The organism is Ralstonia sp. Ralssp110 (assembly GCF_047325135.1).
Classification (GTDB): domain Bacteria; phylum Pseudomonadota; class Gammaproteobacteria; order Burkholderiales; family Burkholderiaceae; genus Ralstonia; species Ralstonia mojiangensis.
In genome coordinates this window covers 241,697-255,100 of record NZ_CP168609.1, presented here as the reverse complement: position 1 = coordinate 255,100, position 13,404 = coordinate 241,697, and the positions used below count along the sequence as shown (strand labels likewise).

Annotated in this window: 10 protein-coding genes; all 10 read right to left on the bottom strand. The window is 64.8% G+C overall.

Annotation, left to right across the window (positions count from 1 at the left end; translation table 11 throughout):
* Window positions 1–71: 71 nt before the first annotated feature.
* The 10 genes from ACEN9T_RS01755 to ACEN9T_RS01710 all read right to left on the bottom strand — a co-directional run bounded on the left by ACEN9T_RS01755 (window position 72) and on the right by ACEN9T_RS01710 (window position 13,401).
* Window positions 72–3,311, bottom strand: a complete 3,240-nt coding sequence (locus ACEN9T_RS01755) for a cytochrome P450 (RefSeq protein ID WP_413706235.1) — start codon at window positions 3,309–3,311, stop codon at window positions 72–74.
* A 150-nt stretch (window positions 3,312–3,461) separates the two neighbouring features.
* Window positions 3,462–4,253 carry a DUF2968 domain-containing protein gene (locus tag ACEN9T_RS01750; protein ID WP_413706234.1) on the bottom strand — a complete coding sequence of 264 codons (792 nt, stop codon included), beginning with the start codon at window positions 4,251–4,253 and terminating at the stop codon, window positions 3,462–3,464.
* Window positions 4,254–4,359: 106 nt separating this feature from the next.
* Window positions 4,360–5,766 carry a sigma 54-interacting transcriptional regulator gene (locus ACEN9T_RS01745; protein WP_092971920.1) on the bottom strand — a complete coding sequence of 469 codons (1,407 nt, stop codon included), beginning with the start codon at window positions 5,764–5,766 and terminating at the stop codon, window positions 4,360–4,362.
* Between the two features lie 15 nt (window positions 5,767–5,781).
* Window positions 5,782–7,461 (bottom strand): TadG family pilus assembly protein, encoded by a 1,680-nt coding sequence (locus ACEN9T_RS01740; protein ID WP_254775662.1) that lies wholly within the window; start codon window positions 7,459–7,461, stop codon window positions 5,782–5,784.
* A 63-nt stretch (window positions 7,462–7,524) separates the two neighbouring features.
* Window positions 7,525–7,854 carry a DUF3613 domain-containing protein gene (locus ACEN9T_RS01735; protein ID WP_413706233.1) on the bottom strand — a complete coding sequence of 110 codons (330 nt, stop codon included), beginning with the start codon at window positions 7,852–7,854 and terminating at the stop codon, window positions 7,525–7,527.
* Complete coding sequence (locus ACEN9T_RS01730; RefSeq protein ID WP_413706232.1) at window positions 7,851–8,786, bottom strand: hypothetical protein; 936 nt, start codon at window positions 8,784–8,786, stop codon at window positions 7,851–7,853. Before ACEN9T_RS01730 ends, ACEN9T_RS01735 begins: the two co-directional genes overlap by 4 nt.
* Before the next feature lies 1 nt (window position 8,787).
* Entirely contained in the window at window positions 8,788–9,777 is a 990-nt protein-coding gene (locus ACEN9T_RS01725; RefSeq protein WP_413706231.1) for a type II secretion system F family protein, read from the bottom strand.
* Between the two features lie 9 nt (window positions 9,778–9,786).
* Window positions 9,787–10,713 (bottom strand): type II secretion system F family protein, encoded by a 927-nt coding sequence (locus ACEN9T_RS01720; protein WP_252694202.1) that lies wholly within the window; start codon window positions 10,711–10,713, stop codon window positions 9,787–9,789.
* The gene (locus tag ACEN9T_RS01715) at window positions 10,706–12,061 is read right to left on the bottom strand and encodes a CpaF family protein (protein ID WP_092971925.1); all 1,356 of its coding nucleotides are present in this window, start codon (window positions 12,059–12,061) and stop codon (window positions 10,706–10,708) included. Before ACEN9T_RS01715 ends, ACEN9T_RS01720 begins: the two co-directional genes overlap by 8 nt.
* A complete protein-coding gene (locus tag ACEN9T_RS01710; protein WP_252694204.1) occupies window positions 12,058–13,401 on the bottom strand; it encodes an AAA family ATPase in 1,344 nt (447 codons plus the stop codon). The genes ACEN9T_RS01715 and ACEN9T_RS01710 overlap by 4 nt, the downstream gene beginning before the upstream one ends.
* Window positions 13,402–13,404 lie beyond the last annotated feature (3 nt).

The following is a 13,404-nucleotide window of genomic DNA, read 5'->3' as shown; positions in this document are numbered from 1 at the left end:
CACTTGCGCCCCCGCTCAAGCGGGGCCGCCAATGCGGCAGTGCCGCAACACCGATGTCTCTCCCGGCGGCCTCAGTTGAAGACGTCCTGGCGGTAGCGGCCGGATTGCATCTGCGCCGTCAACCAGTCCGACGCGGTCGCCAGGTCGCTACCGTAGCGCGCTTGATGCATGCGGATCAGCGTGTCGCGCACCGCCGGCGCCATCGCACGGCCGTCGCCGCACACGTACAACGTGGCGCCGGCATCCAACGCCGCCCATACGGCTTCGCGCGCGTCCCACAGTGCATGCTGGACGAAGCGATGCGGATGATCGGCCACGCAGGAATACGCCGGGAAAACGCGCACGACACCTGCGTTTTCCCACCCGCGCAATGTGTCGCGGTACAAAAAGTCGTGCTCGGGGTGGCGGCAGCCGAAACACAGCAGCGACGTTGCCACCGCCTCGCCTGCCGCCTGCTGCGCGGCGCGCTCTTCCAGGAAACCTCGGAACGGCGCGATGCCTGTGCCGGCGCCGATCAACACCATTGGCTTACCGGCATCGGCGTCGGGGGCAAACGGTGGGTTGGGCGTGCGCACGGCAGCGGCGATCTCAGCGCCCGCATGCAGCGTCATCAGGTAATTCGATGCCGTTCCGCGATACGTGCCGACCCCGGACCAAGCCGGCCCCGACACCGTGCCCACGGTCAGCGCTGCCACACCCGGCGACACACGCGCCGACGAAGCGATGGAATAGAAGCGCGGCCGCATCGCGCCAAGCCGCGCGAGAAACGCCTCCAGCGTCAGTTCAATCGCAGGAAAGCGGATCAGCAGGTCAAGCACGCTCACGTGCGCGGTTTGGATGTCCTGGTCGAAGCGTTGAGCTGCATCGTCGCCTTCCAGCCAGACGGCAAGTTGGCCACGCGTGAATGGACAGCGCGTGGCCGAATGCAGCGCGGTGATGTCGCGCACGGTGGCGGTGTCCTGCAGCTCGACGAAATCACGCAGCAGCTGGCGCACGGACACCGCTCGGTTAAGCGGCAAGTGCCGCACGTGCGCATGGCGCGCGGTCAGCGTGACGAGCGCGTCGCCCTCCAGCCCGAGTCGCGCGATGGCCGCGTCGACTCGGTCGTCGGCATTGCGCGGATAGACGGCGAGGTGGTCTCCGGTGGCGTAGGTCACGTCGTCGGGCAACCGCACGGTGAGGTGACGCGTGGGGCCACGCGGGGCTTCCTGTGTGAAGTCCCACAGGCCGGTAGAGTCGCTGATGAGTTCTTCGTTGGCCAGCACCGTCATCGCGCGGGCGGTGGGTGGCAGCGTGGCGGCGCGCACGGCATCGGGGGCGAGATAGTCGACGTGGACGGATGGGCCATCGGTCTGCGCCTGACGGGCGCCCAGGGCGCTCCACAGGCTGCGCGTCCAGGCATCGACGGCGGCATCGAAACCGGCGTTGCCGTCAGCCTCGCCGCGCGGCACGATGGCTTGCGCACCGGCCGCCGCGAGCATCGCGTCCACCCGCTTTGGAAACGCCTGGAACGCGGGCCATTGCGAGTTGCCGCAGCCAAGCACTGCGTAGCGCAATCCTGTTGCCTGCCGCGTAAGGGCATCGGCGGCATCGAGCCGCGCCTCCAGCGTGCGGGCGCTGTCCGGAGCACGGCCGTTGTACGTGGCCGCCACCACGATCAGCACGCCTTGCTGCGGCAGCGCGTCGGCAATCGTATCCAGCGGTGCGACCTTGGCGTCGAAGCCGGCGCGCGATGCGGTGGCAGCAAGCTGCTCGGCGATGTCCTGGCAGGTGCCGAGGCTACCGCCGTACAGCACATGCATCGGTTCGCCGCCGCCGGCGAGTGCGGCTTCGGCGTCGTTTTGCGTGACCACCTCCGTGCGCGACGGCATGGCGATCGACAGCCGCTCCCGCGCATTGCGCAACCGCGCGCGCAGGCGGAAACCGTCGGGTTTGAGCGTCAGCGTTTCTTTGATGTGAAAGCCGTAGTCGTACGGGTCGGACAACGCAAAGCGCTGCAGGATCACCGCGAGCGCCAGCTTGGCTTCGGTCAACGCAAACTGGCGGCCGATGCAAGCGCGCTCGCCGTTGCCGAAGGGCTTGTAGGCGTGCGGGTGAAGCTTGGCTTCGTTCTCAGGCAGGAAACGGTCGATATCGAAGACTTCGGGGCGATCCCACACCGCCGGATCACGATGCAGCGCCAGCAGCACGGTCACCACACGCTGGTCCTTGCGGATGGCGTAGCGGCCGCCAATGCGCGTGTCTTCATAGGGCGCCACGCCAAAGCTCGGGGCGGTCGGCCACAGGCGCAGCGTTTCCTTCAGCACGCGCTCGATTACATCCAGCTGCGCGAGGTGCGCATACTGCGGCACGGTATCGCCCGGCAGCACGCGGTCAACCTCGGCATACGCCTGCGCCAGCACGGCCGGATGGCGGAGCAGCATGTAGAGTGCGAAGGTCAGCAGGCCGCTCGTGGTTTCATGCCCGGCGATCAGGAAGGTGATGACCTGGAAGCGGATGTTCGTGTCATCCAGTGGCTCGTCCGACACCGGATCGCGGGCGTTGAGCATCAACCCAAGCAGGTCACTCGCGCCGACGCCGCCATCTTTTGCCTGACGGCGCGCGCGGATCACCTCGTCCACCAGTTGATGCATGGCGGCCACGTCGTGCGCAAACCGGCGATGGTGCTCGCGCATGAAGCGGTCTTTGAGCGGCAGGCGCGTGAGCTTGCCCATGGCTTCTGACAGCACGCCCACCATGGCCGCCAGGAACGGATGCAGCTCCGGTGTGTTGAACGAATCGAAGCGGTATCCGAAGCCCGCCAGCGAGATGGTGTCGAGCGTGAGCCGCGTCATGTCGTCGGCCACGGGGATATCAGCGTCGGGCCCCTGGCGCGCCCATTTGTCGGCCAACGCATTGGCCACTTCAAGCATCACGTCGAAGTAGCCCTTCATCGCACGCTGGCTGAAAGCCGGCAGCAGAATGCGATGCGCCTTGCCCCAGTTGGGCTCGTCCTGATGCGCGGTGAAGAGGCCGTCGCCCGCACCCGCCCGCAAGAACGACAGCGGCGGGCCGATCAGCTTGCGAAAGCGCGTTTCGTCGCACAGTTCGGCCACCAGGTCGGCGGAATAGACGAACGGCACGCGCCGCCCGGCAAAGTCGAGCTGGTAAAGGCCTTGGGGAAAGTGTCGACTGGTTTCCAGGAGCGTCTGGGCCAGACGGTCTTTGGGAAGTTGAAGCAGGTTGCCCAGCCACGGCAAGCCCTTGGGCTGCGGGATGGGCTCCGCCGCTGCGGGCGATGCATTGGCGGGTAACTCGGAGGCGGAACGCATGCGCGGTCGACTGCGAAAATGGATTGTCCGCCAATGTACGCGCCGCCCCGCTCCGCATCAAACAAAGTCGCCATGTTTGAATGCCCACCCCTAAAAGTGAACCGGGCGACCCGTAGGCCGCCCGATCTGGGGATGACGTGAAGCGTTGAATCAGCGCCGGCGCGGCTGAGAATTGAACGGCGCGTTGACCTGCGCTTCGAGTTCGCGGATCTGACGCTGCAGCTCTTCCACGCGCGCCCGAGCGGCACGGCGTTCGATATCCAGCGCGTCGGCTTCGGTCCGGGCAGTCTTCTGCCGTTCCTGCGCCTGGGCCTGCTGCTGACGCTGGATGTCCAAGTCGGTCTTCAGGCCACGGAGTTTTTCCTGCTGGGCGGCAATCTGGCGCTCGGAGCGCTCTTTCTGGGCTTCCAGGCGGATACGCTGCAGTTCCAGATCGGCCATCGTGCGGGTCTGCCTGGCGAAGTCGTTGTACAGGCGTTCGGCAGCGGCTTCGTTGGTGGTCTTGATGACACGCCAGAGGTCCTTCTGCTGGAACAGCGTGACGTAGTAAGTCAGGTCGCTCTGGGCAAACAGCAGGCTGGCGCCATAGGCGCCGTTGTACGTCGTGCGCAACTCCGAGAGTTCGTGCGCCTGCATGCGCTGTTGCAGCTCGAATACAGCGCTGGTCGAAGCCCGGCTGCCGGTGCTGGCCGCGCCGCTGGGCGTGGCTGGCGCACTGGCAACGGGTGCAGCTGCAGCCGGCTGGCCAACCGTGGCGGTCAACGCCGGCACGGGCGCAGCTGCGGCAATCGGTGCAATGGCGGTGGGCGGTGCGGCTGGGCTCTGCGCCACGGCAGATGTGCAGGCGGCCGTACCGGCCAAGACTGCGACTGCGGCCGCGATGGCCAATCCCCTCTGAAACGCCTGATGCGACGCTTTCCCTGATTGTTGTTGTGTTCTCATCTCGACCCTGTGGATTCTGCGCAGGTGTTGCAGCCGAAAACTATACGCGATCCGCCGCCCGAGTGGCGCGCCGGACGCCCGCCCCGCAGTAGGGTGTTGTATGGCGTCACTCCAGTTCGCGCAGCTCGGCTTCGCCGTCGGCAATCTGGTATTTGCGCATCTTTTCCCACAGCACCTTGCGGCTGATGCCCAGCGTGGCGGCGGTGTCCTGGCGGCGCCAGTTGTTGGCGTCCAGCGCGGCGAGGATACGGCGGCGCTCCTCTTCGCCACCCGTGCCCCCATTCCCACCGCTACTGCGCTCGCCATAGCCGCCATGGCTGCCCTCGCGCTCGAAGGCGTCACGCTGCAGGCCGGCGAACAGCGGCAGGATGCGGGCTTCGTCCCAGCGGCCGAACTGGCGCAGCGTAATGCCGATGCGCTCTGCCAGGTTGCGCAGCTCACGCACATTGCCGGCAAAGTAGGCGCGACTGACCGAGGTACGCACCCATTCCGGCACCGGCGGCATGGCATTGAAGGTTTTGTCGCCCAGCAAATGCCGCAGGAAGGAAAGCAGCAGCGCGATCTTGTCATCCGCGCCACGCTGCTCCAGGCTGGGGATGCGCAGCTCGATCACAGCCAGGCGGAAATACAGATCGGCGCGGAACTTGCCCGTGGCGACCATCTCGCGCAGGTTCTTGTTGGTGGCAGCCACGAGGCGGAAATCCAGCTTGACCGGCACCGTCGAGCCCAACCGCGTGCATTCGCTGTCTTCCAGTACGCGCAACAGCTTCACCTGCTGATACAGCGGCAGATCGCCCAGCTCATCGAGGAACAACGTGCCGCCGTTGGCCTGTTCGAAGTAGCCGCGGTGCGCGTACATGGCGCCCGTGAATGCGCCCTTGGCATGGCCGAAGAATTGCGATTCGAACAACCCATCGGGAATCGCGCCGCAGTTGACCGCCACGAACGGGCCCTTGCCGTAGACGCTGTTCTTGTCGTGCAGCAGGCGCGCAATACGTTCCTTGCCGGCGCCGGTTTCACCGTAAAGCATGACGTTGCTGTCGCAATCAGCAAAAGTATCGACCTGCTCCAGCAACCCGTGCATGGCCGGCGATGCGGCTACGAGGTCGCTCTGATCCTGCGCCTGGGCCTGCGCAGACGACATCGACGGCAGGACCTTGCTGATCTGCGCGCGCAGCTCGGTTGCGCCAAAATCCGGACCCAGCACGTACGTGTATTCGGGCGGGAAGCGGCTCGAATCATGCTGCGTGTCCGCCGCCACCCAGATCACCGGCATGCCTTGCGCAGCCTGCCAGTCGAGCACCGTAAAGCCACCGCTTTCCACCACCGACGCGCTGATCACCGCCACCGCCGGCTTCAGCCGAGGCTCGGCCGGTTGAAAATCGATCCCGCCCGCACGGATGACCTCCGCCCCAAAAGGGGCCATGAACCGCGCCACACGATCGGCAATATCGTGACGGCCTTCCCAGACAAAAATCTCAAGCGTTTCGTACGCCCAGCGATCGGTTTTCATGTCGTCGCTTCCATGTCAGTAAACCAACTCGACGGCGTCGCAGTCGAGCGAGAGGAGTTTGATGTCGGCGTAGCCGAGTTGGATGCCGAGGACTTCGAGTAGAGGGGTGAGGACCGCGTCGAGCGTCGCGCCAATCACCGCTAGCACCGGAGACAGAATCGCCGCACCGATCGGCCCCAGTGGAATTCCGAGGACCGTCAATTGCAGTTGATTGAGGTTGCTGTTCAGGACCGAACCGAACACCGCCTGTGTCGCCACGCGTGGTGGTGAATTGCCGCTCGTATCAGTCTGCGGATTCAATCCGATCTGCGTAGCGGCAATAGTTTCATCAGTCCAACCAGAATTGGCTGCCGGCGACACATTGGCCTTGATACTCACTGCGCCGATCCCAAGCAGATTGACAAGCGGCGCTGGCGCGGCAGATGAACAATTCAACGCGCCACTGACTGCCGTATCCGCCCCCATAGCAATGCATAGCGAAACGGGCTGAGGTTGCACCGAGATGGTGGCTGTCGAGTTCAGACGAGGAACGACGCAATTGGTTGATTTCGCGTGCCCCTGCGCGCCGGCCACCTGCAAACCAATCGGCAATGTAATGCCGGCGAGCCCCAAGACGTTGGCATTGATGCCTAAGCCCAACCGGACCTGAGCCGTCCGCGCTTGCGTTCTCCATTGCCCCGCATTCGGGCCCGACAAGAATTGCCCCGGCGGCCCAACAGCAATCGCCGGCGGTTCAATGATCTTCAGCGATAGCGTGACCGTCCCAAGCCCCAGGATGTTGAGCGCAACAGGCGCCACATTCACGGCCGACTGGCTATTTGCAATCTGCGCAGCCGTTGTCAGAAGATCAAGCACGTTGACGGTGGCATTGAGCGCAGCTTGTTCATTACCGGCCAGCGCCAGCACCTGCAGCAAGCCGGGCGAAGAGGCTCCACCATCGCCAATATTGATCGGCACATTCAGATCGTTGCCAAACGACAGCGCATTGCTGGCGCCTGCCCCACCTACCGACACCCCGGCCAGCCCGGACTGCGACGCCACCGAGATCACAGCATTGAAAAGCGTCCCCAGGCTGGGCGACAGCGACAGCAGTTCCTGCATCGAACCCGCACCCAGCGCCACCGCAAGATCGGCCAGGCGGATGTTGGTCGTGGCCAGCCCCTGATACGAGACGGCATCGATATTCAGGTTCGTGTGGAGCAGGTATCCGAGCAGTTGGTTCAGGAGTCCGTTATCGACGGAGGCGAGCCCGGACCCGAGAGAGAACGCGACGATGGATGTGTTCTTCGCAATCGCCGTCGCTGTCAGTTGCCGCCGGCCCACCATGAAGAAATACGGCACGTTTTGGGTAATCGTCACCTGTGCGGCGTTGGTGTTGCCGTCGACTGCTGCCTGCGCGGTGAAATACGTGGGCGCCGTGCCCGCGCTGGCATCCCAAACGCCCGGCACGACTGCAAGCGTGACATTGGTGCCATCCACCGTCAGTCCGTTCTGCACCACCGCTTGTTGTGCAGCGGCAGGCAGGTCAAGGCGCTGGGCCGCGGCCATGGCTGCCAGATCAGCCGAGCGTTGCAGCGCGCGCTGCTGATAGAACAGGTTGCCGATGTCGATCGACACCAGCACCGCCAGACCAACCGTGGCGATAAAGGTGGCCGTCATCACGCTTACCGCGCCGCGCAGGCGGCGACGGAGCATGACGGCTTGGCGAAGATGGGAGGCGGCGGCTCGTGTCACAGCGTCGTGTGCGTTCTGCAGGAATCAGCGCCCGGACTGCTGAACAAGGTTGACCGTCGACGCCCGCGTTCCGGAACTCTGCTGTGCCAGGCCAGGCATGGCCTGATTAAACGAATTGAGGTAACGCTGATAGGCCAGCGCCGCCTGCTCGCCTCGCAACAGCACAAACTCACCCGCGTAGGTGCCATCGGCTTGCGCCTTGAGCAGCGCTCGCGTCGCATCATTCACGTTGGTGCCGACTTTGGGCGCCGCCGCGGCGCTCTGCGGGTCGCTGCCCGAGAACCCTTGCGCGCCGGCGACGCCGCACGTCAGCCATACCGCCAAACCGGCGGCCGTCAGGATGCGGGAATTCATTGCGAAACCTCCAATGTGTCAAGCAGGCGACCGCGCTGCAATGCCAGCGGGCGCTCCGATGTGCGGGTGGCAGTCGCCGCGGCGGCGACCGAAACGCCAGCGGACGCTGTGGCAGAGGGCCCCGCTGCCACGGCGCGCGGCACCATCGTCGTGGTTTCCCGGGCAATACGGCGATCTCGCCAGGCGGTACGGACGCGTGCAACGTCGTCCTCAACCGCCTTGCGCGCCGATGCTGTCAGTTGTGCATGTGCGGCCAGCGACGCAGCATCGTCCTTGCGATCATTCACCGTGAGCCAGATCACTAGATTGCCCGCGATCTTCGGGCTGGTCGCGGCCATCTGCTGCGCCTGCATCAACGGCACGCGGGCTTGCTCGACCTCACCCGACCGCATCAGCGCGTAGCCAAAATCGCTGGCCGTGCTGGCGTCAGTCGGATTGGCTTGGGCAGCCACCTGCAGGCGGCGGGCCGCTTCGGCAAAGTTGCCTTGACGCCCCGCAACGATGCCCAGGCCGCGCCACGCTGCGGCATGGAGCAATCCGCCTTGCGTGCCTGCGCCCATGGCAGAGGTGGCGCCCACCACCGCGCGGTATTCGGCGTCGGCTGCAGCAAGTTGATCGGTTTCGCGTAGCGCGTCCGCACGCAGCAGCATGATCTCGGGCGCGCGGCCATAGCGTTGCTGGTAGGCATCGATATGCGCAAGCGAGGCGTAGTACAGCCCCTGCTCTTGCATCCTGCGAATCAGCGAAAGATACGTTGCCGGACTGGTGATCTCGGCCTTCTCCTGGCTCTGGCGCTGACGTGCCATTTCAATGTCGGCATCGGTGCGCAGGCTCATGTCGGATGTTGCCATCGATCCGCAGCCGGCCAGGAGAATGCTCAGCACGGCCACGCCGGCCAAGCTGGCGCGCGCGGCATTTGGAAAGCGTGTCATCTCAATGTCCCCCGGTGTGTTGCAGGCTGCGCATGACGCCCATGAAACCTGGTCCCGCAGTGACGATCAGGAGCGCGGGCAATAGCGTCATGACCATAATCATCGTCATCTGCACGGTCAGCTTGCCCACACGCTCTTTCAGGCGCGCGCGGCGGTTTTCCTGCAGACGCCCGCCGAACTGCCGCAGCGGCTCCTGCACCGCGCCGCCGAAGCGATCCACCTGCGTGAGAAGCGTGATGAGGCCCTTCAGGTCTTCGTTGTCGAACAGGCGTGCAATGCGCAGCAATGTCTGCTCGCGAGGGCGGCCCGAGGCGAATTGCTGGTTGGCCCGGCCAAACTCACCTGCCAGCACGGGCAGCATGCTGTGGAATTCGTTGGCAATCACCTGCAGGCTTTGGTCGATCGACAAGCCGACACCCTGAAGCAGCCGCAGCATGTCGACCATGACGGGCAGCTCATCGTCCATACGACGCCGGCGGCTCTCCTTGCGGCGCCCGAGCAACCACTTCGGCCCAAGGTAGCCCAGCGCAAGACCGACAAAGCCAAACACGAACACAAACAGCAGCGAGGACCCGTGCAATGCGCCGAACACGGCAAGCAGCGGCGGCAGCAGGATACGGGTGCCACCAAAGACGGTGCGGGCGTGTTCGCCGTAATAGCCGCATTCTTCAAGCAGCTTGCGGTCTTCCTCAGTCACGATGCGGCGGCCCAGACCGGTGTCGATCCAGCGCTGCCCCACCTTGGCAATCTGTTGCTGGAGCTGCTGGGCTTCCCGCGAGCCATGCGGGCGCGGTTTGGCAGCGGGGTGCACAACCGGCGACGCGGAGGGCGCAGTGGGGTTGGCCGCCGTCGCGCGCATGTCGGACAGCGCCGTATCGAGCTTGCGTGCGCTGCGATGTCGCGTGAGCGTTGCACGCAGCGCGAGTCCACCGAACACCAGCACGCCCGCGGCAGCTGCGGTCAGACTGAGGGTAACCAGGGTGTCGTCCATGCGTTCTCCTCAGACCGATTTCGCGAGCTTGGCCAGCATGACAGCGCCGAGCACTTCCATGCCGAAGGCCGTCAGAATCAACGTCTTGCCGAACGGATCGCGCCACATCGACATGATGTACGCCGCGTTGAACATGACGATGACTCCGCCCACCACAATCGGCAGCAGGCCGATGATCCATGCCGACAATCGCGTCTCGGCCGACAGGGCAAACAGCTCGCGCTGGGCCTGCTGCCGGTCGCGCATAAACGCTGCGGTGCGCTCCATCACAATGTCTGCACGCCCGCCGTAGCGCAACGCCAAGCGGAGCACCGATGACAGCAGGATCAATTCGTTCACGCGGTACTGTTGGCCGACGGTCAGCACCGCAGCATCGAGGTCCTTGCCGGCGCGCTGCATTTGCGTGATGGCGATCAGGCAGTTTCGCAACGGCTGCTCGGTGTTGGCGCTGGCTGCCTGAAACGCCGCGGGGACCGCGCTGCCGATGCTCATCAGCCGCACCACGCCATCGAGAAAGCCAGGCAGTTGCGCCAGCAGGCGCTCGTTCATCTTCCGGGTGCGGTTCCAAAACAGGAAAGCGACGATCACCACGTACAGGGCTAGCGCCGTCAGGGCCGAAAGCGCGCTCGACATCGCCCAGACAGCGAGCGCAATCATGAACGCGGGGCCAATAAGAAATATGTAGAAGCGCCGGCTCGGTTCGATATCTGCGCGGCGCAGTGCATCCTGCCAGGCGCGGTTCAGCGAGTCGGGCACGCTTGCCGGCACGGGCTCCACATTCGGTTGATAACGCGCATTGATCTGCTCGGTCTGTGCGCGTACGAAGCTGCGTGATGCCTCGCGCTCGCGACGGCGCACGGCCTCCGCCCACAGCATGAGCGATGCGCCCATCAGTAGCAGTGCGAGGCAACCGAACCAGAGCGTCATGCTAGACATGGAAACGGCCTCCGCCGCCGAATCCGGTCATGCCACCGTCCATCCCGCCGCCTTCGCTGTTGCGCATGCGGGCCAGCTTGGGCGAATGCGGCTGCAGGCCGAGCGCCGTCCAGCGGTCGACCTCTTCGCCATCCGGGCCGATATAGGGCTCGTAGCGGTACAGCTCCTGCGTGGAGATGATGTTGTCCCCCAGCCCGGTCACTTCCGTGATCGACAGGATGCGGCGCTTGCCGTTGGACAACCGCCCGATCTGCACGATGAAATCAATGGCGTTGGTGATCTGCCGGCGTAAGCTCACCTCACTGCCCTGGAAGCCGGCAAAGCCCGCCAGCATCTCCAACCGGTAGAGGCATTCGCGCGGACTGCTGGCGTGAATGGTGCCCATTGAGCCATCGTGGCCAGTGCTCATGGCTTGCAGCATTTCCAGCACTTCACCGCCACGCACTTCGCCCACGATGATGCGGTCGGGCCGCATGCGCAGGCTGTTGCGCAACAGCTCCCGAATCGTGACGACGCCCGTGCCCTCAAAGCCGCCCGGCCGGCTTTCCAAGCGCACCACGTGCGGATGGTTGAGCGAAAGTTCGGCCGTGTCTTCGATGGTGATCACACGCTCGGCCTCGGGAATGTGATACGCCATCGCGTTAAGCAGCGACGTCTTGCCCGAGCTGGTGCCACCGCTCACCAGGATGTTGCAGCGGGCGCGCACAGCAGCTTCGATCAGCGCGCCGATCTCTTCACTCATCGTACCCAGGCCGAGCAGGTCTTCCGGCTTGAGCGGGTCTTTCCGAAACTTGCGGATCGACACCACCGGCCCTTCGAGCGCCAGCGGCGGAATGACCACGTTGATGCGGCCGCCGTCGGGCAAGCGTGCATCGACCATCGGGTTCGATTCATCCAACCGGCGCCCGATCGGCGCGAGGATACGGCGCACGATGCGCAGCAGGTGGTTGTTATCGGCAAAGCGCACCGGAATGCGCTCCAGAATGCCGTGGCGTGACACGTAAACGTCCAGATGGCCGTTGACGAGAATGTCTTCCACCGCCGGATCGGCCAGCAGATCTTCAATGGGGCCAAAGCCGGCCAACTCTTTGGTCAGCGCCTCGGCAATCTGCCGGACTTCCGTCTCGTTGACGGGAATGCGGCGCATGCGCGTGAAGCCTTCCACTTCCAGATCGACAAAGCGCTGAATGGCTGTGCGCGACCAGCGACCGAACTCGGCACCAAGTTCTTCGATGCGCGTCAGCAGGTGTTCGTGCGCGGCTTCCTTGATGTCCTGGAAGGCCTGCGAAACGGCAAACGCGCCGTTGCCGGCGTCCGGCTGGTTGGAGAACTCGATGGGTTGGGTCATGTCGCGTTCCGTTCGGTGGTACCGATATCCAGTTCAGTGGCGTCTGCCGACTTGCGTTTGGAGCGTGCGCCAAAGCGGCCGCCCAGTCGCGCACTCACGCCTGACACCCAGCTTGAGACACCTGAAGCTCGCTCGCTCTGCTGGGCGTAGCCGAGTGTCTGGGCAATCTGGGCAAGCGCGCGCACATAGGCATCGGTAGGGTGCGTTTCCGCGAGCATCGCTCCCTGGTTGGAGGCAATGACCAGCGCTTCGCGGCGGTTCGGCACGGTCAGCACCGAAGGAATTTCCAGCCGCTCGGCGATCTGCGCTGCGTCCAGCGACAAGCGCGTGTCGAATTTCGAAATGGTCAGATGCAGGTGATCGCGGTCAATTTCTCGCTTCTTGAGTTCCTGCATCAGCTCGGCCGCCGACACGATGGCGCCCACGCTCTGCTCGGTCACCAGCATCACGTCGTCGGCGGCTTTGATGATCTGCGCGATGAAGTCGATGTTGCCAAAGCCGCCCAGGTCGACGACCTGCAGGTCGAAGAACGTACGCAGCCGGCTCAGCAGGCCGAGCGCTTCAGAGAACGAAATGTCGCGCATCTCAGCCAGCGAGATCGGCAGCGGCAAGACGGCAAGCCCGTTCGGATGACGCGACAGCGCGGTCTGCACAAACACCTGGTCGAAGCGGCGCAAGTTGCGCACGGCCTCGACGAAATGGAAATTGGCCTGCACGTTCAGGTAGAGCGCGCCATCACGCAGCGGCTGCCCCAGGTCGAGCAGCATCACATCACTGGCCGACGTGCGGCGCACGAGCGTGGCCAGATTGGTGGCCAACGTGGTGGCGCCCACGCCGGGGCGCGCACCCAACACGGCCAGCACGCGGCCACGGCGGGTCGGCTCGGCCGATGCGCGCTCCGCCAGCAAGCGGCGTACCACGCGCACAGCCTCGGCCGGGGCGCCATCCACGTCGACGAAATCCTTGACCCCTGCGCGCAAAGCAGCGAGCATCGCGCGGCCGTCGGCAGCGGAACCCACCGCCACCAGCGGCAAGCCCGGAAACAAGCGCGTGAGTTGTGCGACCAGTTGCGTCGCCTCGTTGATCGCGTCGGCCCCCTCGCCCAGCTTTTGGTCGTGATCTGGCACATCAATCAGCGTGGGCGACGAGGCAAAGCGCACGAACACCACTTCGGGGTTCACTGCGCCAATCTGCTCGATGAACGCATCGTGGCCAGTCGTCTCGGCCACCAGCACACCCAGCTCGCGAATCGCCCCGGCCAGCCAGCGGTGCACACCTGCCGCCTGGGCATCGCCCTGCATACCGCCGCGCGCGCCGCCGTGCAGAAGGAAGTAATCCATGCC